Raw genomic sequence first — 24,742 nt, forward strand, 5'->3', positions numbered from 1 at the left:
ATCTTTTTAATTTTCTTTTTTAAAATTGATGAACAGATACTTTGTGCAAAGATATTGCTAATTCTAAAATTCTTTAGTTAATTTGTGCTTAATATGAAAGCACAACATCAGGTCATTTTATCTATTGGCAGTAATCAAGGCGACCGACTTGCAGCAATAAAAGAAAGTGTTGCATTGATACATGAGGAAATAGGAACGGTAATTCAGGTTTCCCAGGTTTATGAAACTGCGGCCTGGGGTTTTGATAGTGATGCTTTTTACAATTGTGCCCTGATTTTACACAGCCATTTTTCGGCTGCTGAAGTGCTGTTGAAAGCCTTAGCAATTGAAAAACAACTGGGACGAATTCGAAATAACGAAAATGGTTATCAATCCCGAATAATTGATATTGACATGGTGGCTTTTGATGAAGTTATCATTGATACCGAAACACTCACAATTCCGCATCCATTAATGCAAAACAGGAAGTTTGTATTGCTGCCTTTTCAGGATTTAATGGTGAATTGGACACATCCTATTCTAAAAAAAAGTATTTCAGAATTAGTTGCCCTTTGTGAGGATGATGGTGAATGTATTGCTGTGGCTTCAATCGAAAACCCTTTGCAAAAGTTTGATTTTAGCAATTTACACTATATCGCTTTTGAAGGGAATATTGGTGCTGGTAAAACTACTTTGGTTACTAAAATAGCACAAGATTTTAAAGCGAATACTCTTTTAGAGCGTTTTAGTGATAATTCTTTTTTGGCAAAATTTTATAAAAATCCGGTGCGATATGCTTTCCCTTTGGAATTATCTTTTTTAGTTGATCGTTATGAGCAATTGTCAAAAGATTTGACTTTATTAGACTTGAAAAAAGAGTCTCTAGTTGCCGATTATCATGTTTTTAAATCTTTGATTTTTGCAAAAGTTACTTTGGAAGACGAAGAATATCAATTGTACAGAAATCTTTTTGATATTATTTATAAAGAAATACCCAAACCGGATTTGTATGTCTATTTATTACAACATCCGGAGAGATTATTGGAAAATATTAAAAAAAGAGGTCGAGATTATGAGCAGGAAATTTCGGCCGAATATCTTGATAAAATTAATAGTGCTTATTTGGATTATTTAAACAGGCAAAAGGACTTAAACATATTAGTTATAGATGTGACGAATAAGGATTTTGTAAACAATCAGTCGGATTATCTTTTTATTTTGGAGGAAATTCAAAAGAAAATCAATAGTTAAGTTATCTTTTTAAAGAAAAATGCCCGCGGATTTCCGGCTTCCCTTCTTCAAGTTTTATCACATACCAATAATCATTAGCCGGTAATGCCGAGCCGTTAAAGGTGCCGTCCCAATATGGGTTTGATTTGTTTAAAAATTTAATCAGTTTTCCATATCGATCAAAAATTTGCACATAAGCTTCCGGATATTTTGCCATTGCTTTAATTCCCCAAAGATCATTAGATGAATCATTGTTAGGTGTGAAATATTTTGGAATTCCTACAACTGCAACTATTTTTGAAACAATACCACATCCATTTTTATCGTTAACAAAAACTTCGTGAATTCCGGCAGGAACATTGTTGAAAACATTCGAATTTTGCCAAAAATTATTTGAATCATCTAAACTGAATTCGTAATCGCCAGGTCCACTTATATTAACTGTAATTGTGTTCACGTCGGTTAAATCGATGACATCAATGGAGTCAATAGTGGCGATATTAGAAGCGGTAACAGTGATGCTTCTTGTTCGGCTACAACCATAGCTGTTTATAACTTCAACAGTATATGTTCCAACACTATTTACATTCAATGTTGGTGTATTGATGCCTAAATCTATACCGTCTTTTTTCCAAATATAACTGTAATTTGTTGTTGGAGTATTATTGGTGATACCGGCATTTAATGTAACAAAAAAGGTAGAAAGATTCGAACAAACTAATTCATTAGAATTTCCATCTGAGTTTATGTCTATACTTGGAATTGGATGTACTACAAAATTCAATATTGTCGAAGCGGTACAGTTTGGATTATTTGGGTTTTCAACTGTAGCAGTAATATTTTGTGTTCCTGTTATAAAGGGATTGGGTAGGGGACTTGGTAGAACAGCTCCATTTTGGTCATAGTATTTTACTATCATACCGGTTTGTCCGCCAAGAATAGTTGTTTGGAATGTAGAAGTGTTAAAGCCGTATTTTCCGTCTTGTTCTAATGGATTTACTTCATCGTCACAAGTGGTTGTTAATGTTTGGGGAACGGTAAAAGCAACTGGAGTGTCATCTACAATAAATTGAATTGTAGTTTGGTCAGAGCATCCAGCTGAGGTGTTATTTGTTACTACTGCTTTTATGGTTTGTGATGAAGTTGTAAAATTTGAAGGGAAAGGGCTTGAGATTAAAACTCCGTTTGCATCTTTTAATGGATTGTTACTCTGATCGAAATAAGTAATGTTTACATTTGTTTGCCCTTTTACTAAATCAGATTCTAAAGATGTAGTGTTAAAGGTGAAAATTCCATCGTCGTTATCATCACATTGTCTGGTTATGGAAACTGGATTTGCAATGGGTAAGGCTTCTGTTTTTAAGGTTATAAAAGGACCTAAGCCATAACAGGCATTGTCTAAATTACTATCAATACGTACCCAGATATCCTGTGAGTTAGGATAACCAATATTTCTGTAATTAGAAAGATTGTTAATAGCATTTGTTTCTATCAAAGCATCCGCTTTGTTTCTGTAATAGCTAATGGTGTATACTTCGGTGGTGGGTAAAAGCGCCTGAATAGTTGCTTTAGTCGACGAAAGATTGAAAGAAGTTATACCATCCCTGTTATTGTTATTGGCAGAGTTGTTGCCATTGATGTCTAAGAAGTCATCACAAACAGCAGGGATTACAATTTTATAATTTGAAGGAATGTTAGTTGCAGATACTTTTAGTGTTATTTTAGCAACACTGAAACATCCCGTTGTTTTATTTGATACTCTGGTCCAAATATCCATGGATGTTGGAGTGCTGTTTTCAAATGCCTGTTCGTTTAAAATCAAATCAGATGTTAATGCATTGTAGGCACCATTAGAAGAGGTATAATAGCTAAATGTTTCATTGTTGTAATTGCTGGAAATAATATCATTTTTGACTGTCAAGTTGAAAAGTGTTTTGCCGTCAGGGATTAAATCTCCGTCACATTGGAAAATAGTAATATCATTAACAATTGGTAATGGAAAAATAGTTGCGGTAATAGGTTTTCTTTCGCTTATACAGCCGGCATCAACATAATAAGTTGTTGTGGAGGATAGGATAGGAGTGATGTAGCTATTTCCGGTAGCTATTGGAGTAGTTGCTGTTGGCGAGTCGTACCATTTTACGATTCCATCAACAGCTGCGGCCTGAAGTGTTAAAGAACCATTTCCACATCTTGTAGCTGCAGTTGTGCTGGTGATCTTTGATATTGTGATTGTGGTACTTGTTGCTAGATTTAAAATAGGGTCTCCAGGCATTCCGCCATATTCTACTATGTATCCTCTAGGGTAATAATTGCCATTGGCAGTGGTTAATGGATTGCCTCCTATTGGTAAATCATTCCAGGTCCCAGGGTTTCCAACTGCTGGAGCAGTTATATGAGCATAATCTTCATTGTTTCCGGAGTCGTTTGGTTCGTTTGGTTTGTTCCAGTTGGCATAATAGAATGGAGCTGTGGTGGTGCCAGCACCCTTGCCAATCCAGAAAGTAGTTCCAGTTCCGCCATTAGCAAGTCCTTCAGGTCCTGTAACCCATTTCCAAGTTCCTTCGGTTTGTTGATCTGTACCGCCAATCCATCCAGTTCCCGGAGCTTGTGCTCCTGCTAGTTGTGCTTCGTCTGCAGCAGTTAAGGTGGCTAAATAGCCTTGTAAACCATAATAGTTTTTACCAGCGGCATCATCTTTTGCTTTTGTCCAATTAATGCCTAAATCAGGTACGTATTCATAGTAATGTCCGTTACTGGGTAAATAACTAAGTTGTCCACTAATGTTGATGGAAAAAGTTCTGGTTCCGGATGCAGAAATTGAAGGATTATAAAATTCAACTGCTTCAATGGCAGCGATAAAATCGTCATAAGGGACTAAGTTATTGGAACTGCTAAAAATTTTAAGTTTGCCCTCAGAAGCACTAAAAGAACTTGTCATCGAAGGATGGGTAGCTGTATAGCTATCGCTTAATTTTAGTAAATCTTGTCCGTTAACATAGCCGGAAGAAATCTGAATATAAACTGCATTAGTACTTGTTTCTGAAGGATCATGCTTAATGATTACATTTTTGGCAATTTTCACATAAGACTGCGTGCAATAGATTTCATTTCCATCGGCAGTGATTGATGGTGGTGTAATTGCTACCGTTTTGCTGCAATTTTCAGAATAACTAGCCGAGGAATCTTTGTAAAAAGACCAATTAGTGTTGGAATATTCTGAATTATCAACTTGAATACAAGTGAGTTTAAGATTGGATTTAAGATTTAATTTTTTTAAGAATATGTTTTTACCGTTTTTTAAATTTAACTCTGTTAATTGGTTGTTGTTACAATATAATTCAGTCAAATTTAAATTTTTTGAAATATCAAGACTTACTATTTCATTATTATTGCATCCTAAAGAACTCAAAAGAGTGTTGTTTGAAATGTCTAAGCTTTGTAATTGATTATTGACACAAAAAAATTTTTTTAAAACTAAATTATTTGAAATGTCGATATTAGATAATTGATTAAAACCACAATATAATTCGATTAAATTTATGTTTTTAGAAATGTCTAAATTTTTTAATTGAATGTTTTGGCATTCTAGAGTTTGTAGTTTGATATTTGTGGTTACATCTATTGCATACAATGGATTACTACCGCAGCTTAAATTGTATAAATTGAATTTTTTTGATACATCTAAATTAGAAATTTGATTATTGCCACAAAATAGCCCCATTAAATTATCTTGTTTAGAAATGTCTAAAGAAGTTAATTTGTTCTTTGAACAGTAAAGAGTGGTTAGTTGAGTATTTTGAGAAATGTCTAAAGTTTCTATTTGGTTATTGCTACAATCTAAATTGGTTAAATTAATATTTGTGGAAACGTCTACACTACTTATATTGTTATTATAAAAACTAAGGTTAATTAAATTTTTGTTTTCAGAAGTGTTTAGGCTGTTTAGTTGGTTGTTGTTACAAAAAAGATATGCTAAACGTAGGTTTTTTGTAATGTCTAAATTTGTGAGTTGATTGTAATAAATATGTAATTCTGATAAATTTATATTTTTAGAAATATCGATATTCGATAGTTTATTATAACTACAATCTAAATATTTCAAAGCGATAAAATCTTCAATTCCTGTTAAATACTGAATCCCTTTATTCTTTATCTCAAGTTTTGTTATTGTGTTGATGCTGGATGTTAGTGTTTTTCCGTCGATAGGACTACTATCAAATCCTAAATCTATTAATGCCTGCTCGAAGTTTACGTCAGGAATTAAAGTGTATTGAGCTTGTCCCCAAAAAGTGGATAATAATAAAAGAGAAAATAATATTTTTTTCATTAATTAATTTGATTAAAAATCAAGCTGTTAATGTATGAAAAAAATATTAATGAATTTTAACAAATTCAAGATTTGAAATTCATTTTCTGAAACAAATCCCAAACTACAATCCCGGCACTAACAGATATATTCAAAGAATGTTTAGTTCCTAATTGCGGAATTTCGATACAGCCATCGCATAAAGCAACTGCTTCCTGAGCTACGCCGTGAACTTCATTGCCAAAAACCAAAGCGTATTTTTGTCCTTTTTTTACTTCAAAATTTTGTAGAAAGACAGCATTTTCAACCTGTTCTATAGCCATTGTGATAATTCCGTCCTGTTTTAATTTTGTTATAGTGTCCAGGACGTTTTCGTTGTGCTCCCAGCTTACTGTTTCGGTTGCGCCAAGGGCAGTTTTGTGAATTTCTTTATTAGGAGGAGTTGCTGTAATACCACACAAATATATTTTTTCAATCAAAAAAGCATCTGCAGTTCTAAAAACCGAACCAATGTTGTGCAGGCTTCTTACATCGTCCAAAACTAAAATCAGAGGTGTTTTTTCAGATTTTTTAAAGTCTTCAATTGATTTACGTTCCAGTTCGCTGTTTTCTAGTTTTCTCATTTTTGAAAAGAGGTGTTTTATTATAATAAAAAAAGCTTCCAATTTTAGGAAAGGAAGCTCTTAGGAGTGTTATTGTTTGTTTTTAACGATTAGCTCTTTTTATCATCGTCAAGAACAGTTCCTTTAATAGTTAAAACTTTAGTAGTTTGTCCTTCTGCATTTGAAGTTACAGTAACTGTTTTTGTGAAAGCACCAACTCTGTCAGTAGCATATTTTACATTGATAACCGCTTTAGCACCCGGAGCAATAGGCTCTTTTGGGAAAGTTGGAACAGTACATCCGCATGAACCTACAGCGTTTGTAATGATTAATGGTTTGTTTCCATTGTTTCTAAAAACAAATTCACGTTTTCCATCTGCATTGTGAGCAATAGTTCCGTAATCGATAGTCTCATTTTCAAAAACCATTCCGGCTCCGTTTACTTTTGCTGTCTTGGCAGTTGTAGCTTTAATTTTTTTAGATGTTTCTTGTGCTTTAGAAGTAGTAACTCCAAAAACAATAAGTGCTGCAAGTAAAAGTATTTTTTTCATTTTTTTTATTTTTAGGTTTTGTACAACAAATCTAAAGAAAAAATCATGCCAATGGCTTAAAATTTACTTAAAAATGCTTTTAATTTTTTGATGGATAATTATTCGATTTAAAATTTTTAAATTCGCTTTCTCATTTTTCTAATAAATTAAAAAACGAAATAAATTGGCATCAAAAGAAAAAGCGGTTAAGGAAACCCCATTAATGAAGCAGTATAATGAGATTAAGAGAAAATATCCGGATGCTTGTTTGTTGTTTAGGGTTGGTGATTTTTATGAAACATTCGGTGAAGATGCGATTCGCTCAGCAAAAATATTAGGAATAACATTGACTAAACGTGGTGCGGGTTCTGAGACTGAAACGGCTTTAGCCGGATTTCCGCATCATTCCATTAATACATATTTGCCTAAATTAGTTAAAGCTGGACTTCGTGTGGCTATTTGCGATCAGTTGGAAGATCCTAAAATGACTAAAACTATTGTGAAACGAGGCGTGACCGAATTAGTTACTCCCGGAGTTTCTATGAATGATGAAGTACTGCATTCTAAAACCAATAATTTTTTGGCTTCGGTTTATTTTGCCAATAAATCCATTGGGATTTCTTTTTTGGATGTTTCTACAGGGGAGTTTTTAACGGCTCAGGGTAATGCTGAGTATATTGATAAATTATTACAGAATTTTAGTCCAAGTGAAGTTCTGATTCAAAAGAATAATAAAAATGATTTTAAAGCCAATTTTGGAGAGGATTACCATTGTTTTTTTCTGGAAGATTGGGTTTACAAAGAAGATTATGCTTTTGAGTCTTTGACAAAACATTTTCAGACAATTTCTTTAAAAGGTTTTGGTGTTGAGGATTTAAAAGAAGGAATTATTGCTTCGGGTGCTATATTGTATTATTTGTCCGAGACACAGCATAATAAAGTGCAGCATATTACTTCTATTCAACGTATTGCCGAAGATGCTTATGTGTGGATGGATCGATTTACAATTCGAAATCTGGAATTGTATCATAGTTATAATCCTAATGCAGTTACACTTTTAGATGTGATTGATAAAACGCTTTCGCCAATGGGAGGTCGTTTATTGAAACGTTGGTTGGCATTGCCTTTAAAAGATATCAATAAAGTAAAAAGTCGTCATGATGTTGTTTCTTATTTGAAAGACAATCAGGAGGTGTTGCAAAAAATACAATATCAAATCAAGCAGATTTCCGATTTAGAACGTTTGATTTCTAAAATAGCAGCAGGAAAAGTTTCTCCTCGTGAGGTGGTTTATTTAAAAGAATCGCTGGATGCTATTATTCCGATCAAGAGTTTAGCTTTAGAGAGTCCGCAAGAAGCAGTAAAGATTATTGGTGATAATTTACACAGCTGTGATTTGCTGCGCGAAAAGATAAAAACGACTTTAAATCAAGATGCTCCGGTGGCTATTGCTAAAGGTAATGCGATTGCAAAAGGTGTTAATGAGGAATTAGATGAATTGCGTGCTATATCAAATTCGGGAAAAGAATTTTTAGAAGGAATAGAAGCGAGAGAGTCAGAACGTACCGGAATCAGTTCGTTGAAGATTTCGTTTAATAATGTTTTTGGGTATTATATCGAAGTTAGAAATACACACAAAGATAAAGTGCCAGCAGAATGGATTAGAAAACAAACACTGGTTAATGCCGAACGCTATATTACAGAAGAATTAAAAGAATACGAATCTAAAATTCTTGGTGCTGAGGAAAAGATTCATAAAATAGAAACAGAGTTGTTTGAACAATTGGTGGCCTGGATTGCTACTTATATTAAGCCGGTTCAGTTGAATGCTAATTTGGTTGCACAGTTGGATTGTTTGTGTTCTTTTACCCAATTAGCGATTGAAAATAAATATGTGTGTCCGGAACTGGACGAAACATTTGAACTGGATATTAAAAATGGTAGGCATCCGGTTATTGAAAAACAATTGCCTGTAGGTGTGCCTTATATTGCTAATGATGTTTTCTTGGATAGAGAATCGCAGCAAATTATTATGATTACCGGACCTAATATGTCGGGTAAGTCGGCTATATTACGTCAAACGGCTTTGATTGTACTATTGGCTCAAATGGGAAGTTTTGTGCCTGCTGATAGTGTGAAAATGGGTGTGGTGGATAAAATATTTACCAGAGTAGGGGCGAGTGATAATATTTCGATGGGAGAATCTACTTTTATGGTAGAAATGAATGAAACAGCATCTATCTTGAATAATATCTCTGACAGAAGTTTGGTTTTATTAGATGAAATCGGGCGTGGAACCAGTACTTATGATGGTATATCTATAGCTTGGGCTATTGCTGAATTTTTGCATGAGCATCCTTCAAAACCCAAAACCTTATTTGCTACGCATTATCACGAATTAAATGAAATGAGTGAATCGTTGGCTCGTATACAGAATTATAATGTTTCGGTAAAAGAGTTAAAGGATAATGTGCTTTTTATTCGAAAATTAGTAAAAGGAGGAAGTGCGCATAGTTTTGGAATTCATGTGGCAAAGATGGCGGGGATGCCTCAAATTGTGATTTTGAAAGCGCAGAAGATTTTGAAAAAGTTAGAGAAAGATCATTCGGGAGCTGCTTTAAATGGTATTAAGCCTGAGAAAGAAGAAATGCAAATGAGTTTCTTTAATTTGGATGATCCTTTGCTGGAAGAGATAAAAGAGGAAATTTTAAATATTGATATTAATTCGGTTACGCCAGTAGAGGCTTTGATGAAGTTGAACGAAATTAAAAGAATGTTAACCAGGAAATAATTTTTTTATTTTTTAAATTAAACTAAATCAAAAGCTTAAAAAAAATATTGGTTATTTTTTTAAAAAACGTTTGTATAATCGAAAAAAGCTCTTAAATTTGCATCCGCAATACAGAACAAGTATCGCGGTTCTTTTAAGAAATTGAAAAATGCGAAAATAGCTCAGTTGGTAGAGCGCGACCTTGCCAAGGTCGAGGTCGCGGGTTCGAGCCCCGTTTTTCGCTCGATTTTACATCAGCTCGGATGGTGAAATTGGTAGACACGCTGGACTTAAAATCCAGTGAACAGCAATGTTCGTGCGGGTTCAAGTCCCGCTCTGAGTACAAGGAAAGCTTCAAACAAATGTTTGGAGCTTTTTTTATTTGTATTCAATTCGTTTGAGAGGTTTGAATGTTTTTAAAAATAAAAATAGAAATGGGGACTTTTGTTATTAGTAAAAGATTTAGTGGTGATTATAAGTTTGAGTTTACTTCCAGAAAAGGGAAAACTATTTTTACGAGCAATGCTTATGAGTTACGAATGGATTGCGAGGCGGATGCTGAGTATTTGCGCTCGGTGTTTGAGAGTTGCTCTTATGTGAAATTTAAAACTTCTAAAGGAAAGTTCTTTTTTAGGGTGGTGGTTGATAATAAGGTTATTGCTGTTAGTAGAAAATACAGTACCGAGTTGATGGTTCAGAAAGGTATTGATGAGATTGTAAAGTATGGTTCAAAAGCGGAGATATTAGATTTTGCTAATAATGATTTTGAATTTATAGATTAAAAAGTTTTATCTTTTGGGGTTTTCTTTAAAGGGGGAGAGGAGTTCTGTGGGTTAGGGGTATAAAAAAAAGCCGTCACATGGACGGCTTATTTTTTACGGTAATTTAAAATTACTTAGCTGGAGCAGCTTCAGCAGCAGGAGCTTCAGCAGCTGGAGCAGCAGCAGAATCAACAGCAACAGCAGCAGTATCAGCAGTAACAGCAGCAGAATCAACAGCTACAGCAGTAGTATCAGCAGCAGCTTCTACAGGAGCCTCTTCAGCTTTTTTACAAGATACAACAGATAATACAGCAACTACAGCTAAACTTAAAAATACTTTTTTCATCTTACTTTATTATAAAAGGTTAATTATTAATTCGAGGCAAAGATATAAAATTTTTAATATGTAAAATATTTTTTCATTTTTTTTTTAAAATATTATTTGATTATATTTTCACTGAAACGATAGAAGATTACTGATTAAAAAAGCCATTTTCAATAATTGAGTTTTTTGGGCTTGAGTCGTAAAAGTATTTTTCAAACAACTTTTTTAATAAATTGATAATGAGTGTGTTGTTTTTGTTTGAAGTTGTTTTTTTAGAATTTTTAAATCTCAAAGTGTGTTTTTTGAGAATACAATTTTTTTAATCTATCATTTTTGAGATTCATTTATCTGAAGTTTCTTTTTGTTTTTTGATGTGAAAAAGTAAATTCAGCATATTGACTCAGTGTTTTTTGGATCAGTTGTTGGTTTTTTTAGTTGTTATTTTGTTTAAAATTTGTTCTGTAGCTCCTTTGTTTTTATTTACAAAGTTTTTACAAATTATACCTTTTTTCGTACGAGTGTTTTTGTCTGAAATTAAGGTTTTAAATATGGCGTTTAATTCTTCTTCATTTGAAATACTTGTGCAACCTTCCAGATGAACTAAATCAATGGCTTCGGCAAAATGAGAAAAATTGGGTCCAATAACTATTGGAACACCAAAAGTGGCGGGTTCTAAAATGTTGTGAACCCCAGGATTTCCAAATCCGCCGCCCACATAAGCAATGTCGGCATAGCTGTATATTTTGGTTAGGATACCTATGGTGTTAATGATAAAAACATCAAAATCGGCTAAATTTTCACCTTCTTTTTCAGAGAATAAAACAGTCTTCTTGGTGATGCTGTTTTTTAATTGTTGTATTTGTTCCGTTTTTATGTTGTGAGGTGCAATGATGAATTTTACATTTTGAGTAGTTGAATTGATATAATCAACTAATAAATTTTCGTCTTTTGGCCAGGAACTTCCAATAACGATAGTTAATGTGTCGTTTTTGAATTCGGAAATAAAATCCAAAGTATTGTCTTTTTCTAAAATTGTGGCAACCCGGTCAAAGCGTGTGTCTCCGGAAACAACAACATTCGTTTTTCCTAATTGTGCTAATAGTTTTTTTGAGGCTTCGTTTTGCACAAAGAAATAACTAAAAGAGTTCAGCGCGTTTCTGTAAAATTGGCCATACCATTTAAAAAACATCTGATTCTCTCTGAAAATGCCCGAAATCAGATAAGTTGGTGTGTTTTCTTTTTTTAGTTCATTTAAATAGTTAGGCCAGTATTCATATTTGATAAAAAATGCCATTTCGGGATGAACGAGTTTTAGAAATTTCTGAGCATTTCTTTTGGTGTCCATAGGTAGATATACTGTGGCATCTGCAACCGTATTATTTTTACGAACTTCATAGCCGGAAGGAGAGAAAAATGTCAGTACAATTTTATGCGAAGGGAATTTTTCCTTTATTTTTTCTATTACAGGAAGTCCCTGTTCGTATTCGCCAAGTGAGGCTGCATGAAACCAAATGGTTTTGTCGGAAGCTTTTATTTTTTGCGAAAGCGTATCAAAAACTGTTTTTCTTCCGGCAACAAAAAGCTTCATTTTTGGGTTGAACAATGCGATAATTTTCAATAAAAAATTGGCTAATGTTATGATGATATTGTACAGAAAAAGCATTTGGATAATTTTTGGCGCTAAAATACATTTTCTTTAGTTTAAAATCATTGGTTTGAAGTCAATAATACCTATTTTTGTTTCCGTTTTATGAAAGTTTTGTTGTTGCTTAAGAAGTGTAAAAACAACAGCTTTCTAACTATTAATAAAGTTGAAATGAAGAAAATTCAAATGGTTGACTTAAAGAGTCAATATGATAAAATTGCTACTACAGTAAATACTTCTATTCAGGAAGTTTTGGATACCAATACTTATATCAATGGGCCTCAGGTACATCAATTCCAAAAAGCTTTGGAATCTTATTTGGGTGTAAAACACGTAATTCCTTGTGCAAACGGAACCGATGCTTTGCAAATTGCGATGATGGGATTAGGTTTGCAGCCGGGTGATGAGGTAATCACAGCCGATTTTACTTTTGCGGCAACTGTTGAGGTGATTGCTTTGTTGCAATTGACTCCGGTATTAGTCGATGTTGATTTAGACAATATGAATATTTCATTAGGGAGAATCAAAGCGGCTATTACTCCAAAAACTAAGGCGATTGTTCCGGTACATTTGTTTGGTCGTGCGGCTAATATGGACGAAATTATGGCTTTGGCAAACGAACATAATCTGTATGTTATTGAAGATAATGCGCAAGCTATCGGAGCTGATTTTGTTTCGGCTTCAGGTGCAAAAACTAAGGTAGGAACGATTGGTCATGTAGGGGCAACTTCATTTTTTCCTTCAAAAAATCTAGGATGTTATGGTGATGGAGGTGCGATTTTTACCAATGATGATGCTTTGGCACACATTATTCGCGGAATTGTAAATCACGGAATGTACGAGCGTTACCATCATGATGTAGTAGGAGTGAATTCGCGTTTAGACAGTATTCAGGCGGCTGTTTTGAATGCCAAATTGCCTTTGTTGAATGAGTATAATACTGCTCGTCGTGCGGCAGCTGCTAAATACAATGCTGCTTTATCAGCTCACGCTAATATTATAACGCCTTCATTTGATGCAAATGAAAATAACCATGTTTTTCATCAGTATACATTACGAATTATTGGTGCGGACAGAAACGGATTGATGCAACATTTGTTAGACAAGGGAATTCCTTGTGCTATTTATTACCCAATTCCGTTGCATTCGCAAAAAGCTTATGTTGATGCTCGTTACAAAGAAGAAGATTTTCCGGTAACGAATCAATTGGTTCAGGAAGTGATTTCGTTGCCAATGCACACCGAATTAGACGATGAGCAAATAAAATTTATTACTGATTCTGTTTTAGAATTTTTAAATCAATAAGTATGAAAAAATCCTTGTTAGTTTTTGCGTTGGTTTTGATTTCATTTTCAAATTGGGCGCAAACAAAACCAATTTCTAAAGAAGAAACAGTGGTTGCCAAAAGTGTTGAAGCTTTCCGAAAAGCATTAATTGATCCAACAGAAAGCAATTTGAAAGCTTTGACTTCGGCAGATTTAAGTTACGGACATTCCAGTGGTGTACTTCAGGATCAAAAAGTTTTCATCGAAAAATTACTTAACGGAGAGTCTGATTTTGTAACGATAGAATTTCAAAATCAAAGTATTCAAATTACCGGAGACGTTGCCATTGTAAGACATAATCTGGCAGCACATACTAAAGACAGCGGTGTTGAAAAAGATATTAAAATTGGTAACGTATTAGTTTGGCAAAAGCAAAAAAATAAGTGGTTGTTGATAGCGAGACAGGCTTTTAAATTGCCTCAATAAGAAAAACTAGAAATGTAAAAATCCCAAATTGTCAAAATTGATAGTTTGGGATTTTTTGTTGGATTACTTTTTAGAAGCTTCTTTTAATTGCTCTGCAGCTTTATCCATTTTTTCTGCTCCTTTTTCAAGTATTTTAGCTGTTTTTGATTGAGTTGAATCAATGGCGGTATCCACTTTTTTGCTCACAGTATCTATTTTTTGTTCTACTTCAGCTCCAACAGCCTCTTTAGCATCTTCAATTTTGTCTTTTGTCTTGTCCTGGCAGGAAGCCATTGCAATCAGCATACAAGCTGCTGCTAAAATTGTTTTTTTCATTTGTAGGATATTTGAGATTTGTATTTAAAACGTTGTTTTTCAAATATAAAAAAAATCCCCGTAAACTTTTGTTCACGAGGATGTATTTATAAAAACAATTCTTCTCACAAAACTAATTCAGAATATAGTTTTTCGAAAGTCTGGTCTAAATTGCTGCTAAATCCCGAATGAGGTCTTGAGGTTTGAATACTCGAACTTTTAATCGCAGTGAGCCATCTGAATCGTTCGTCTTTTTCAAATTGAGCAATGGGACCTGCTTCTTTTTTGCCTTCGCAAATGGCTACAAACGAATCCAAATTGATTTTGAGTTGGTCCAAATCAAATTCTTTGCAAAAAGCACTGATTTTAGCTGCAGGAATTCGATACTGAATACGTAAATATTTTTGACGCTTGCAATACAGCATTAATCCTACATTGATAAATTCTTCGCGTTCTACTTTGGGTACCACACGAATGACCGCATAATCATATAAGTGTTTTTCGTGCATCTTGAGCTTGTTTTAGAAATATTTCGGCGTTTTTTAAACGCATGCTTAAAAATCGAAAATAAACGGATTTGATTTCTTCGGCTGTTATCGTTTGATCATCCCATTGTAACCAGTCTTCCGGAATTTGATTTACAATTTCCTTGAGAAAAGTGTCGTTTAAGACAGCGGTAAATTCCTGATGTGCTTCATCCAGTCTTGAAGCCTTTGGTAATAGAACATGGTCTTTAATTAAAGCAAACGGAGTTACAGCTGTTTTCTCCCAATTAGTCCACGAATGATGGAAATAAAAAGAAGCGCCATGATCAATTAACCAAAGTTCTTTTTTCCAAATTAAGAGATTAGTGTTTTTAAAAGTTCGGTCAACATTGGTAATAAAAGCATCTAGCCAAACAATTTTTGATGCTAATAATGCCTCACAATCATTGGCAGCTGCATCATAGGTAATTGCTCCTGATAAATAATGCAATCCTAAATTTAATCCCTGACTGAATTTCAATAAATCCTGAATTTCTTCATCAGCTTCTGTTCTTCCAAAAGCTTCATCCAATTCAGCAAAAACTAATTCAGGAACCGGAAGCCCAAGGAATTTAGCGATTTGACCACCTAAGAATTCAGCAATTAAAGCTTTTACACCGTGACCAGCACCTCTGAATTTTAATACATATTTAAAATCGTCATCTGCTTCTGCCAGAGCAGGTAAGGAGCCCCCTTCCCGAAGTGGTGTGATGTAACGGATAACGTTTACAGTTCGTAAATTTGAAATCATAAAAAGAAAATCTTAAAAACAAAGATAGCTAAAATTCCAAAAGTTAATTTTGATAGGACAATTGTGTTGAAATAAAAAATCCCCACAAACATAAGTTCATGAGGATTCTTTATATATTACTGAAATCTAATCCCGATAACTATCGGGGCTGATGACTGTGTACTATTTAAGCATTTGCCGTAGCCGCTTCTTTATTGATTTTTCCAATTAATCCTGTTAATACTTTTCCAGGACCAACTTCTGTAAACAATGTAGCTCCGTCAGCAATCATTTGTTGTACTGATTGTGTCCATTTTACAGGAGCAGTCAATTGGATGATTAAGTTTTTCTTGATTTCTGCTGCATCCGAAACGGCATTTGCAGTTACATTTTGATAAACAGGGCAGATAGGAGTAGAGAAAGTAGTTGCTTCGATAGCAGCTGCTAATTCTTCTCTTGCCGGCTCCATCATTGGTGAATGGAAAGCACCACCAACAGGTAATAATAAAGCACGTTTAGCACCAGCTTCTTTCATTTTTTCGCAAGCTAATTCTACTGCTTTGAATTCTCCTGAAATTACTAATTGTCCAGGGCAGTTATAGTTAGCTGCGACTACAACTCCGTCGATAGCAGCACAAACTTCTTCTACTACATTGTCAGCTAATCCTAAAACAGCAGCCATTGTTGAAGGTGTTATTTCGCAGGCTTTTTGCATTGCCAAAGCTCTTTGGGAAACTAATTTTAATCCGTCTTCAAAAGACAAAGCACCATTAGCTACCAAAGCTGAAAATTCGCCTAAAGAATGCCCTGCTACCATTTCAGGTTTGAAATCTTCTAAAGTTTTTGCTAAGATTACTGAGTGTAAAAATACAGCCGGTTGCGTTACTTTAGTTTCTTTTAATTCTTCTGCAGTTCCTTCAAACATGATGTCTGTAATGCGGAAACCCAATATTTCGTTAGCTTTTTCAAACAATTCTTTTGCTAGTGGTGAGTTCTCATATAAGTCTTTACCCATTCCTGTAAATTGAGCTCCCTGTCCTGGAAATACATATGCTTTCATGTTTTTAATTTAAAGATTTGCCCCTCGACTTTGCTCAGGGTGACATTATTTAAAGATTGAAAATTAGTCAATCGGGATGCAAAAGTACTACTTTTTTAGAATTTATATCCAAAGTTGTTTTTCGAGCAAAAAGAAAACCACTTAACCTAATAAAAAGTTAAGTGGTTTTCTAGTAAATAATAGGGTTTGAAATTTAATTTATAGTTTAACCAATTGTAATTCAATATTTAATTTTACATCTTCGCCCACTAAAACGCCTCCTGTTTCTAAGGCAGAGTTCCAATTTAGTCCCCAGTCTTTACGATTGATTTTACCTGAAATATTTAATCCGGCTTTCGTGTTTCCCCAAGGATCTTTCATTAATCCACTAAATTCGGCAGGAAGTGTAACCGATTTTGTTACACCTCTTAAACTTAAATCGCCAGCAATTTCATAATCTTCTCCTTTTTTAGTCAAAGAGGTCGCTTTGAAAGTTAATTTAGGAAAGTTTTCAGCATCAAAGAAATCACCACTTTTTAAATGGTTGTCTCTGTCGGTATTGTTAGTGCTGATAGAATCGATGTTAGCTGAGAATTCGATATTGGCATTTTCGAAGTTATCGTCTTCTGTAGCAATGCTGGCCTCGTATTCATTAAATTTTCCTGAAACATTTGTAAACATCATGTGTTTTACTTTAAAACCGATTTCTGAGTGAGTTGGGTCGATTGTCCAATTTGTAGTTGCCATAATTTTATTTTTTTAATTGTTATTTTATTTTGATATAGCAAATTTACATCGACTCCAGGGATGGCTTACTTAACCTAGATTAAGAAATAAAAAACCACCTAAATGTTTAAATAGGTGGTTTTATCGTTTGTGTAATAAAGCAGATTTTGTTAAACTCGGGTTTCCTAAGATTTAACAGTAGTATTTTTAATGCTGTTTTTTTTGAAAGTAATGTTTACTACTGTTCCCTTTCCGGTTTCGGATTGAATTTGAAGTTCTCCATTGTGCATTCGGATAATTTTCATTGCTAATGGTAATCCAAGTCCGTAACCATTGTATTTGGAAGCGATTTTACCCCTAAAGAAAGGTTCGTATAGGTAAGGAATATCCTCAGGAGGAATTCCAATTCCAATATCGGTAATGGCAATTTTGATTATAGAATTGTCAACCGAAAGATTTACAAAAACTTCATTGTTATCTGAATATTTTACGGCATTAGAAATAATATTATTCAAAGCTAATTCTAACAGAGGTATGTTGCATGGAATGGTTAAGAGGGATTCGTCTTCGGGAATCGTATTTAATTTAATATTTACTCTGTTGTCCGGGAACAGGGTGTCAATAAAAGCTTTCACCTCTAGTAGAATTTCGTCAATTCTGGCTACATCCAAAACCTGTTTGGTGCCGTCATAACCTGTTTGGGTTAGTTTTAAAAGACTTTCGGTAAGATTTCCCAGTTTAGAAGCCTGTCTGTTAATGTTTTCCAGGGAATTAATGTATTCTTCCGTTTCTCTTTCTTTTAAGAGCATGATTTCTGTTTCGGCAATAATGGTGGTTATTGGGGTTTTAAGTTCATGCGAAGCATTGTTGATAAAATTAGCCTGAATTTCGAAAGATGTTTCCAGTCTGTCCAACATATCGTTGAAGGTTTTGGTCAAATCGGAAATTTCATCTTTGCCATCAGTATCGGCTAATCGGTTGTGAAGATTAGAGGCACTAATGCGATGTACTTCATTAGTAATTCTGGCAATGGGGTCAATAATCCTCCGGGCTAAGAATTTTCCAAAAAAATACGCTAATACAATAAAACCAATTCCTCCAATAATTAAAATCTGTAAAATGTAAATGGTACTGGTGTTTCCTCTGCGGTCTATTGCCGTAACAATTACAATGTGTTTTTGATTTCCTTCATTAAAAATTTGCCCATAATAATAACGATGGTTCTCTTCAATCCAGCTGGAACCTTTTTTCATTATGGTATTATAAAATTCAGACGGAAGATGTAAATCAGTATTGTATTCAAAAGTGTTTTTGCTGTTTACTCTTAAAATAAAATCTTTTTCCTCAACCAGTTCTTCCAGTCCTTTTTTTCTAAAATCTTTGAAGTAATCTTTGTATTCGTGGTTTTTTTGATAATAGGCAGATGAAGCAATTTTGGCTCTGTCCTGAAGTCTTTTGATAAAATAATATTGGTTGTTTTGTTTGAAAAGAGAAAAAATAACAATGCATAAAAGCAAAGTGCTAAAACCCGAAAGCGCAATGTAAGTAATGGTTATTTTTTTTCTAATCTGCATGAATTATGATTTTATAAGGTAGCCTAAACCTTTGATAGTCTGTATTAATTTGTTAGGATAAGGTTTGTCGATTTTGTTTCTTAAATAATTGATGTAGACATCAACCACATTGGTATTCATGTCGAAATTTATGTCCCAAACATTTTCTAATATGTCTTCTCGGGATAAAATAGTGCCAGAATTGCTGGCTAAATAACATAATAATTTAAATTCTTTTGCAGTAAGTTGAATAAGTTCTCCGTTTCTTTTTACTGATTTGGCTCGGTTGTCAATTTCTAAATCCTCAATTTGAATCAAACTGTTAGGACGGTGTTCCTGAGTTGATCTTCTGGCTAAAGCAGCTATTCTTGCTTCTAATTCAGAAAATTTAAAAGGTTTTACAAGATAATCGTCGGCACCGGAATTGAGTCCGGTAACAATATTTTCGGTAGTTCCTAAAGCGGTTAAGAGCAGTATTGGAACAAAGTTTTTGGCAGCTCTTAATCTCCTGCAAATTTCGATTCCGTTAATGTCCGGAAGCATAATGTCCAGAATAACGACATCAAAATTATGATTCATAATCATTTCCAGAGCAGTTGTTCCGTCAAGAGCAACGCTCACTTCATTGTTTTTTTCCGAAAGTCCTTTTCGTAAAATGGATAAGAGATTGGGTTCGTCTTCAACAATGAGTAATTTCATAAATGATTTTTTTCTTTTCAAAAATAAATATTGTCTTCTTAAAAACAGACAAAATCAGGATTTAATATTTCTCTGCCGGGTAAAAATAAAAAAAGCGCTGCCCGATGCAACGCTTTGAAGTCTATTTTATTTATTTTAAAGTTCGATTGAGTTGATGATTTCAAACAATTCATTTTTTAATTTTTCATTGGTAATCCCTTTTTCTTTGTCGAAATTTTCTCCAAAACTTGGTAATGAAAAGCTTCCTTTTACATCAGCACCCTGAAACGGGAAACGGTTTTTGGCAATTTCTAAAACAGAAGCTCCTCCTCTCGGTCCTGGAGACGTAGCCATTATAAGGGTTTGTTTTTGCTGAAAGGTTTTAGAATTGATTCTGGAAGTCCAGTCAAAAATGTTTTTAAAGGATGTTGCATAAGCGCCATTGTGCTCGGCAAAGGAGATGATAATTAAATCAGCACTGCCCAGTTTATTGTAAAAATCTTGAGCCAGTTCAGGAATGCCATTTTCGGATTCTTTGTCCAAAGAAAAAATAGGCATTTCGTAATCGTTTAAGTCCAGTACTTCTACATCAGTGTTTTCAAATTGTGATGCAGCATAAGTAGCTAATTGTTTATTGATGGAATTTTTGCTTGATGAGGCACCAAAAGCGATAATTTTTTTAGTCATTTTGTTTATTTAAATAGTAAGTTAAAGCTCCGGAAGGGCATTTGTTTACGGTTTCTATAATTTTTTCAGTTGTCGAAGCTTTCGGATGAATCCAGGGCTTTTCTTTTGGACGGAAAACATCAGGATTATTTCGGACACAATTAGCTGAATGAATGCATTTAGCCGATTGCCATACTATAGTCACTTCGCCATTAGTATACTCTTTTGTAATGTCTTTTGGATTCATAATTACAGTATTGTGTTAATAGTTACTTTTCCTTTTAGTATTTTAGAAACAGGACATTTATCTGCAATTAGCAATAAACGTTCTTTTTGTTCCTGAGAAATTGCTGTTGAAAATGAAATTTGTCTTGAAAAAATGGTTTCCAATTCGCCCTCTGATTCTTGTGTTGCATTTAGAGAGATTGTAATTTCAGGAATATCCCATCCTTTTCGGTCGATGTACATTCTCAAAGTTGCCAATGTACAAGCAGCTAATGAAGCTAAAAGGGTTGAAAAAGGATCAGGTCCTAAATCTTTTCCTCCATTGCTCAGGGGTTCATCCATAATCAACTGGCCGTTTCTCCAGTTGATCGTGCATAAATATTTTTGGGTACCAATATGTCCAACAATGTCTTTTTCGATTAAATTTCCCATAGTTCTTTCTAAATCTTTTAAGGTTGATTACAAAACATCTCCATATTCAGGAGTTTTGTCAAAAACTTTTTTGGCAAAAGGGCAAAGAGGAAGAATTTTTAAGTTCATTTCTCTGGCAAATTCAACCGCTTTTTCTACCATTTTTTTTCCAAAGTTTTTGCCGTTGTTACCCGGATTTACTTCGGTGTGATCTATGATTATTTTTTGTGGTCCGGCGAAAACAAAGGTCATTTTAGCTTCCGTTTTATCATTTACTTTCACATAAAAATAACCTTTTTTTTCATTGTATTCTAAACCTATAGTTTCTTCCATTGTCTCTTTGCTTAGTAATTCATTGGAACTTCCATAATTAGAAATTTAGCGGCTGAAGTTGCTTTTACTTCAATTTCAGCACTATTTGAAATTCCTAATCCGTCTCTGGTTTCTAATTTTTGCCCATTTACTTCAATTTCTCCTTCGATATTGAAGATATAAAAGCCATTTCCTTCTTTTTTTAGAGCCAGTTTTTTAGAGAAATCTTTGTCGAAATCGCTTAAATAAAACCAGGCATCCTGATGAATCCAAACTCCGGCATCGTCAGGATTTGGAGATAATATTTGTGCAAAATCATTTTTTTCTAATGATTTGTCCAAAGTAATTTGTTGGTAACGAGGCGCTACATCGCGTTTTTTAGGAAATAACCATATTTGGAAAAGTTTGGTTCTTTGATCTGCATTTGGGTTAAATTCGCTATGTCTGATTCCTGTTCCGGCACTCATTACCTGAACATCGCCATTTTTTATTGTAGATTCATTTCCCATGCTGTCTTTGTGAGCTAAATCGCCTTCCAGTGGAATGGTAATGATTTCCATATTGTCGTGAGGATGTGTTCCAAAACCCATTCCGGCTGCAATAGTATCATCATTCAATACTCTTAATGCTCCAAAATTTACTCTATCCGGATTGTACCAGCTTGCAAAACTAAAGCTGTGGTAAGCGTTTAACCATCCGTGATTTGCGTGTCCTCTTGTATCTGCTTTATGAAAAACTGTAGTTGCCATGATATTTTTGTTTATTGATTATTACATTACAAATGTACATCCGTTGTTAGCGTTTTGCACTTAACCTAGATTAAGAAGTGTTCGGTTTGCAGTCGTCAGTGGTCAGTATTTGCAAACTGCAACTTTTTATTCATTTTGGTACTGCTAACTACTTCCTGAGTAACTTCGCTTTCATTTTACTAAAAAACTCAGGAGTTACACCTATATAAGAAGCTATTTGTTTTTGAGGGATTCTTTGAATTAAATTAGGGTATCTTTTGCAGAATTTTTCAAAACGTTCTTCGGCTGATAAACTCAAATTATCCATTAATCGTTCCTGATGCGCTACCAGAGAATTTTCGGTGAGGATTCTAAAAAAGCGTTCCAGTTTTGGTATTTCGCTGTAGAGTTGTTCCTGATTTTCTTTGGAAAGCAAAACAAGTTCCGCATCTTCTATAACTTCTATAAAAAGATTGCCCGGTTTTTTGGATATCAGGCTGTACATATCGGCTATCCACCAACCTTCACTGGCAAAGTTGAGGACCTGTTCCACAATATTGTCGTTAATATTAAAACTTCTTAATACACCGGAGTTTACAAAATAAGACTGTTTGCAAATTTCTCCCGAGTTTAATAAAATACTTTTGGCCTTGTAATGTTTAATTTCCGTTTTGCTTAAAAACAATTCTTTTTCTTCGGGGCTAAGAGTGACGTGTTTTTCTATATTTTCTATAATTAAAGGCATAATGCTTTTTTGAAGGTTTATCTTGCAATATAGTTATTTTAGTTCTAATGTAGTATGTGTGTTTTTTATACGTTTATTTACAGCATTGTAATATAAATTGTTATATTAGCATTGAGTGGAGTTCTAAATGAGAATTCTAATACAAAATAAAAGGATTTGTAATAAATCAATAATTTGATAAAGTAGAAGTTTTGCAAAATGACTGAAACAAAAGCAATAAATAATAAACTATTGGTTACTGAACTTATGGTAGGTAATGAAAAAGCCTTCAGTGCGCTTTTTACTATTTATTGTAATGATGTGTATGCTTATAGTTTAAGTATGCTTAAAAATGAAGTTTTTGCAGAAGAAATAGTGCAGGATGTATTTTTAAATATCTGGTTGCACAGAGACAGACTCAATCCTGATTTATCATTCAAGTCCTATGTGTTCACCATTACACGTAACTTAACATTTAATCTGATTAGTAAAGTGGCGAACAGCCATAAGCTTAAAGAAGAAGTGTTTTATACAAGTCAAAAGTCATACAGTCCAATTGAGGATATCATTGCAGAAGCTGATTATGATGCTATAAAGAATAAGGCTATTGAACAACTGCCTCCTAAGCGCAGAATTATTTTTGAAATGTCCCGTAACAGAGAAATGAGTTACGAGGAAATAAGTAAGGAATTGAATATTTCTGTAAGTACCGTAAAAGGTCAAATGAGCAAAGCCTTAGCTGATATCAGAGATTTTTTGGAAACACATGGAGATGTTGCACTCCTTATTAGTCTTATTTCATCCCGTTGGTTGGAATAATGATTAGTTAAATATTATCTTTTCTTTCTTTTATATTTTCTATTACTTTCTATTTATTTCTTTTTAGTTATTATTTTTTTATTTTTTCAAAAAAATAATAACACTCAATAGTACTTTTCTTTTTTTCATCTGTATTATATATAAGAACGTATATTATGGAACACAATAGTCATATTCAAAATTTATTAAAAAAGTTCATTCTGAATCAATGTTCCAAACAGGAGGTCGATGAAGTGCTGGAGTATATTCAGGGATTAACTGAAGCAACAGAGCTGCCAACTGTAGAGGAGGTATTGGAAATTTTGGAAGAAAAACCAATATTGAATGAACTTAGTGCTATTCGCATTCGCAACAAAATACTAACGACTTCACAACAGGAACAAAATAAACCATTAAAAAGCAAATTCCATTTTATCAGGTTTGCGGCGGCGGCTGTTTTCATTGGGGTTTTAACTACAGCTTATTTCTTTAAAGATGTTATTTTCAAAGATTCGGTTCAGGTGACACCAGTACTGGTTCAGCAAAATGTAAATGTTCCGGAGCCGGGTACTGATAAAGCGGTTCTTACGCTGGCAAACGGGTCGCAGGTTGTTTTAGCAAATGGGGCTTCGGTGAAAACACAAAATGCCAAAAGTAATGGTGAGGAAATTATTTATGAATCCAAAGACGGCAATGCCGCAGGACTGGCTTATAATTATTTGACTATCCCAAGAGGAGGTAAGTTTTCTATTAAACTATCTGATGGTACCCAGGTGTGGTTAAATTCAGAAACTAAATTAAAATTTCCGGTCGCTTTTATCGAAGGGCAAACCCGACAGGTAGAATTAGTTTATGGAGAAGCCTATTTTGATGTATCGCCCAGTACAAAACATAAAGGGGCCCATTTTAAAGTGTTGAGTAATAAACAGCAAGTAGATGTTATTGGTACTGAATTTAATATTAAAGCTTATAAAGACGAAGAAAATAGTTACACCACCTTAGTTGAGGGCAAAGTCGATGTGAATATTGAAAACAGAAAACAACGATTAGTTCCAAATCAGCAATTAAATCTAAACATCAAAACAAGCAGTTCGTTTGTGAAAAATGTAGATGTTTATAATGAAATATCGTGGAAAGAAGGTGTTTTTAGTTTCGAAAATATAACGCTTAGGGATATGATGAAAGTGCTGTCCCGTTGGTATGATTTTAATGTTACATTCAAAAATAAAGCAATTGAAAATGAAATTTTTGATGGAGTGTTAAGAAAAAACCAAAGCCTGGATGAGATTTTGAGAAGTATTAAAAATTTTAAAATTATAAAGAACTATGAAATAAAAAATAAAGAAGTAATTCTGGAATAAAAACCACAAAGAAGTATAGCACTAGACTGTGAGGCTTACTTCATTCCAACTATTTAATCTATTAACCAATT

At 33.9% G+C, this 24,742-nt stretch carries 25 protein-coding genes and 2 tRNA genes; 9 read left to right on the forward strand and 18 right to left on the reverse strand.

Translation table 11 applies throughout. The features are described 5' to 3' along the window. The first annotated feature begins 93 nt into the window (after window positions 1–93). Window positions 94–1,230 (forward strand): 2-amino-4-hydroxy-6-hydroxymethyldihydropteridine diphosphokinase, encoded by a 1,137-nt coding sequence (gene folK / locus BLR17_RS05570; RefSeq protein WP_066326887.1) that lies wholly within the window; start codon window positions 94–96, stop codon window positions 1,228–1,230. A 1-nt stretch (window position 1,231) separates the two neighbouring features. Here the strand turns inward: folK and BLR17_RS05575 are convergent, their stop codons facing one another. The 3 genes from BLR17_RS05575 to BLR17_RS05585 all read right to left on the reverse strand — a co-directional run bounded on the left by BLR17_RS05575 (window position 1,232) and on the right by BLR17_RS05585 (window position 6,671). Further along, entirely contained in the window at window positions 1,232–5,539 is a 4,308-nt protein-coding gene (locus BLR17_RS05575; RefSeq protein ID WP_066326886.1) for a T9SS type B sorting domain-containing protein, read from the reverse strand. A gap of 65 nt (window positions 5,540–5,604) precedes the next feature. Continuing rightward, window positions 5,605–6,141, reverse strand: coding sequence for an RNA methyltransferase (locus tag BLR17_RS05580; RefSeq protein ID WP_066326885.1), 537 nt, complete (start codon window positions 6,139–6,141; stop codon window positions 5,605–5,607). Between the two features lie 89 nt (window positions 6,142–6,230). Then, entirely contained in the window at window positions 6,231–6,671 is a 441-nt protein-coding gene (locus BLR17_RS05585; protein ID WP_066326880.1) for a DUF1573 domain-containing protein, read from the reverse strand. Window positions 6,672–6,834: 163 nt separating this feature from the next. On the opposite strand from BLR17_RS05585, the gene mutS reads away from it, so the two are divergent. The 4 genes from mutS to BLR17_RS05605 all read left to right on the forward strand — a co-directional run bounded on the left by mutS (window position 6,835) and on the right by BLR17_RS05605 (window position 10,202). Further along, the gene (gene mutS, locus BLR17_RS05590; protein ID WP_066326879.1) at window positions 6,835–9,441 is read left to right on the forward strand and encodes a DNA mismatch repair protein MutS; all 2,607 of its coding nucleotides are present in this window, start codon (window positions 6,835–6,837) and stop codon (window positions 9,439–9,441) included. Window positions 9,442–9,591: 150 nt separating this feature from the next. Further along, window positions 9,592–9,664: transfer RNA gene (locus tag BLR17_RS05595), tRNA-Gly, on the forward strand. 13 nt (window positions 9,665–9,677) lie between these two features. Further along, window positions 9,678–9,763: transfer RNA gene (locus BLR17_RS05600), tRNA-Leu, on the forward strand. A gap of 91 nt (window positions 9,764–9,854) precedes the next feature. Continuing rightward, on the forward strand, window positions 9,855–10,202 hold the full coding sequence (locus BLR17_RS05605) for a DUF1508 domain-containing protein (protein WP_066327540.1): 348 nt from the start codon (window positions 9,855–9,857) through the stop codon (window positions 10,200–10,202). 109 nt (window positions 10,203–10,311) lie between these two features. Here the strand turns inward: BLR17_RS05605 and BLR17_RS05610 are convergent, their stop codons facing one another. After that, entirely contained in the window at window positions 10,312–10,527 is a 216-nt protein-coding gene (locus BLR17_RS05610) for a hypothetical protein (protein WP_066326876.1), read from the reverse strand. Window positions 10,528–10,921: 394 nt separating this feature from the next. Further along, window positions 10,922–12,169 (reverse strand): 3-deoxy-D-manno-octulosonic acid transferase, encoded by a 1,248-nt coding sequence (locus BLR17_RS05615; protein ID WP_066326874.1) that lies wholly within the window; start codon window positions 12,167–12,169, stop codon window positions 10,922–10,924. A gap of 153 nt (window positions 12,170–12,322) precedes the next feature. On the opposite strand from BLR17_RS05615, the gene BLR17_RS05620 reads away from it, so the two are divergent. After that, on the forward strand, window positions 12,323–13,456 hold the full coding sequence (locus BLR17_RS05620) for a DegT/DnrJ/EryC1/StrS family aminotransferase (RefSeq protein ID WP_066327538.1): 1,134 nt from the start codon (window positions 12,323–12,325) through the stop codon (window positions 13,454–13,456). Between the two features lie 2 nt (window positions 13,457–13,458). Then, window positions 13,459–13,902: a nuclear transport factor 2 family protein gene (locus BLR17_RS05625; protein WP_066326872.1), complete on the forward strand. Its 444-nt coding sequence runs from the start codon at window positions 13,459–13,461 to the stop codon at window positions 13,900–13,902. A gap of 63 nt (window positions 13,903–13,965) precedes the next feature. On the opposite strand, the gene BLR17_RS05630 is transcribed toward BLR17_RS05625, so the two are convergent. The 13 genes from BLR17_RS05630 to BLR17_RS05690 all read right to left on the reverse strand — a co-directional run bounded on the left by BLR17_RS05630 (window position 13,966) and on the right by BLR17_RS05690 (window position 22,533). Next, window positions 13,966–14,217, reverse strand: coding sequence for a hypothetical protein (locus tag BLR17_RS05630; protein WP_066326870.1), 252 nt, complete (start codon window positions 14,215–14,217; stop codon window positions 13,966–13,968). A gap of 104 nt (window positions 14,218–14,321) precedes the next feature. Continuing rightward, on the reverse strand, window positions 14,322–14,705 hold the full coding sequence (locus tag BLR17_RS05635) for a DUF3037 domain-containing protein (RefSeq protein ID WP_066326869.1): 384 nt from the start codon (window positions 14,703–14,705) through the stop codon (window positions 14,322–14,324). Beyond that, window positions 14,683–15,471, reverse strand: a complete 789-nt coding sequence (locus BLR17_RS05640) for a HipA family kinase (protein ID WP_066326868.1) — start codon at window positions 15,469–15,471, stop codon at window positions 14,683–14,685. Before BLR17_RS05640 ends, BLR17_RS05635 begins: the two co-directional genes overlap by 23 nt. Window positions 15,472–15,637: 166 nt before the next feature. Continuing rightward, the gene (gene fabD, locus BLR17_RS05645; RefSeq protein WP_066326867.1) at window positions 15,638–16,510 is read right to left on the reverse strand and encodes an ACP S-malonyltransferase; all 873 of its coding nucleotides are present in this window, start codon (window positions 16,508–16,510) and stop codon (window positions 15,638–15,640) included. 198 nt (window positions 16,511–16,708) lie between these two features. Then, window positions 16,709–17,236 (reverse strand): YceI family protein, encoded by a 528-nt coding sequence (locus tag BLR17_RS05650; RefSeq protein ID WP_066326866.1) that lies wholly within the window; start codon window positions 17,234–17,236, stop codon window positions 16,709–16,711. 164 nt (window positions 17,237–17,400) lie between these two features. Then, on the reverse strand, window positions 17,401–18,789 hold the full coding sequence (locus BLR17_RS05655; RefSeq protein ID WP_066326864.1) for a HAMP domain-containing sensor histidine kinase: 1,389 nt from the start codon (window positions 18,787–18,789) through the stop codon (window positions 17,401–17,403). A gap of 3 nt (window positions 18,790–18,792) precedes the next feature. Further along, window positions 18,793–19,467, reverse strand: a complete 675-nt coding sequence (locus BLR17_RS05660) for a response regulator transcription factor (RefSeq protein ID WP_066326863.1) — start codon at window positions 19,465–19,467, stop codon at window positions 18,793–18,795. A gap of 135 nt (window positions 19,468–19,602) precedes the next feature. Continuing rightward, complete coding sequence (locus BLR17_RS05665; RefSeq protein WP_066326862.1) at window positions 19,603–20,133, reverse strand: NADPH-dependent FMN reductase; 531 nt, start codon at window positions 20,131–20,133, stop codon at window positions 19,603–19,605. Next, window positions 20,126–20,359, reverse strand: a complete 234-nt coding sequence (locus BLR17_RS05670; RefSeq protein WP_066326861.1) for a (4Fe-4S)-binding protein — start codon at window positions 20,357–20,359, stop codon at window positions 20,126–20,128. Before BLR17_RS05670 ends, BLR17_RS05665 begins: the two co-directional genes overlap by 8 nt. A gap of 2 nt (window positions 20,360–20,361) precedes the next feature. Then, a complete protein-coding gene (locus BLR17_RS05675) occupies window positions 20,362–20,769 on the reverse strand; it encodes an OsmC family protein (RefSeq protein ID WP_066326860.1) in 408 nt (135 codons plus the stop codon). 27 nt (window positions 20,770–20,796) lie between these two features. Further along, complete coding sequence (locus tag BLR17_RS05680) at window positions 20,797–21,081, reverse strand: GNAT family N-acetyltransferase (RefSeq protein ID WP_066326859.1); 285 nt, start codon at window positions 21,079–21,081, stop codon at window positions 20,797–20,799. An 11-nt stretch (window positions 21,082–21,092) separates the two neighbouring features. Beyond that, window positions 21,093–21,809: a pirin family protein gene (locus tag BLR17_RS05685; RefSeq protein WP_066326858.1), complete on the reverse strand. Its 717-nt coding sequence runs from the start codon at window positions 21,807–21,809 to the stop codon at window positions 21,093–21,095. A 148-nt stretch (window positions 21,810–21,957) separates the two neighbouring features. Then, entirely contained in the window at window positions 21,958–22,533 is a 576-nt protein-coding gene (locus tag BLR17_RS05690) for a Crp/Fnr family transcriptional regulator (RefSeq protein ID WP_066326857.1), read from the reverse strand. A gap of 231 nt (window positions 22,534–22,764) precedes the next feature. Between BLR17_RS05690 and BLR17_RS05695 the strand changes: the two genes are divergently transcribed. Beyond that, a complete protein-coding gene (locus BLR17_RS05695) occupies window positions 22,765–23,331 on the forward strand; it encodes an RNA polymerase sigma-70 factor (RefSeq protein WP_245683116.1) in 567 nt (188 codons plus the stop codon). A 155-nt stretch (window positions 23,332–23,486) separates the two neighbouring features. After that, window positions 23,487–24,671 (forward strand): FecR family protein, encoded by a 1,185-nt coding sequence (locus BLR17_RS05700; RefSeq protein WP_066326854.1) that lies wholly within the window; start codon window positions 23,487–23,489, stop codon window positions 24,669–24,671. Window positions 24,672–24,742: the final 71 nt, after the last annotated feature.

The sequence above is a fragment of the Flavobacterium glycines genome (assembly GCF_900100165.1).
In the GTDB taxonomy this organism is placed as follows: domain Bacteria; phylum Bacteroidota; class Bacteroidia; order Flavobacteriales; family Flavobacteriaceae; genus Flavobacterium; species Flavobacterium glycines.

Bases quoted from the DNA above. Each gene is read 5' to 3' on its own strand.
- folK (WP_066326887.1), top strand. From the start codon at position 94: ATGAAAGCACAACATCAGGTCATTTTATCTATTGGCAGTAATCAAGGC.
- fabD (WP_066326867.1), bottom strand. From the start codon at position 16,510: ATGAAAGCATATGTATTTCCAGGACAGGGAGCTCAATTTACAGGAATG.
- BLR17_RS05650 (WP_066326866.1), bottom strand. From the start codon at position 17,236: ATGGCAACTACAAATTGGACAATCGACCCAACTCACTCAGAAATCGGT.
- BLR17_RS05630 (WP_066326870.1), bottom strand. From the start codon at position 14,217: ATGAAAAAAACAATTTTAGCAGCAGCTTGTATGCTGATTGCAATGGCT.
- BLR17_RS05690 (WP_066326857.1), bottom strand. From the start codon at position 22,533: ATGCCTTTAATTATAGAAAATATAGAAAAACACGTCACTCTTAGCCCC.
- BLR17_RS05685 (WP_066326858.1), bottom strand. From the start codon at position 21,809: ATGGCAACTACAGTTTTTCATAAAGCAGATACAAGAGGACACGCAAAT.
- BLR17_RS05625 (WP_066326872.1), top strand. From the start codon at position 13,459: ATGAAAAAATCCTTGTTAGTTTTTGCGTTGGTTTTGATTTCATTTTCA.
- BLR17_RS05670 (WP_066326861.1), bottom strand. From the start codon at position 20,359: ATGAATCCAAAAGACATTACAAAAGAGTATACTAATGGCGAAGTGACT.
- BLR17_RS05605 (WP_066327540.1), top strand. From the start codon at position 9,855: ATGGGGACTTTTGTTATTAGTAAAAGATTTAGTGGTGATTATAAGTTT.
- BLR17_RS05640 (WP_066326868.1), bottom strand. From the start codon at position 15,471: ATGATTTCAAATTTACGAACTGTAAACGTTATCCGTTACATCACACCA.
- BLR17_RS05575 (WP_066326886.1), bottom strand. From the start codon at position 5,539: ATGAAAAAAATATTATTTTCTCTTTTATTATTATCCACTTTTTGGGGA.
- BLR17_RS05680 (WP_066326859.1), bottom strand. From the start codon at position 21,081: ATGGAAGAAACTATAGGTTTAGAATACAATGAAAAAAAAGGTTATTTT.
- BLR17_RS05675 (WP_066326860.1), bottom strand. From the start codon at position 20,769: ATGGGAAATTTAATCGAAAAAGACATTGTTGGACATATTGGTACCCAA.
- BLR17_RS05615 (WP_066326874.1), bottom strand. From the start codon at position 12,169: ATGCTTTTTCTGTACAATATCATCATAACATTAGCCAATTTTTTATTG.
- BLR17_RS05665 (WP_066326862.1), bottom strand. From the start codon at position 20,133: ATGACTAAAAAAATTATCGCTTTTGGTGCCTCATCAAGCAAAAATTCC.
- BLR17_RS05580 (WP_066326885.1), bottom strand. From the start codon at position 6,141: ATGAGAAAACTAGAAAACAGCGAACTGGAACGTAAATCAATTGAAGAC.
- BLR17_RS05585 (WP_066326880.1), bottom strand. From the start codon at position 6,671: ATGAAAAAAATACTTTTACTTGCAGCACTTATTGTTTTTGGAGTTACT.
- BLR17_RS05655 (WP_066326864.1), bottom strand. From the start codon at position 18,789: ATGCAGATTAGAAAAAAAATAACCATTACTTACATTGCGCTTTCGGGT.
- BLR17_RS05610 (WP_066326876.1), bottom strand. From the start codon at position 10,527: ATGAAAAAAGTATTTTTAAGTTTAGCTGTAGTTGCTGTATTATCTGTT.
- BLR17_RS05700 (WP_066326854.1), top strand. From the start codon at position 23,487: ATGGAACACAATAGTCATATTCAAAATTTATTAAAAAAGTTCATTCTG.
- BLR17_RS05635 (WP_066326869.1), bottom strand. From the start codon at position 14,705: ATGCACGAAAAACACTTATATGATTATGCGGTCATTCGTGTGGTACCC.
- BLR17_RS05620 (WP_066327538.1), top strand. From the start codon at position 12,323: ATGAAGAAAATTCAAATGGTTGACTTAAAGAGTCAATATGATAAAATT.
- BLR17_RS05660 (WP_066326863.1), bottom strand. From the start codon at position 19,467: ATGAAATTACTCATTGTTGAAGACGAACCCAATCTCTTATCCATTTTA.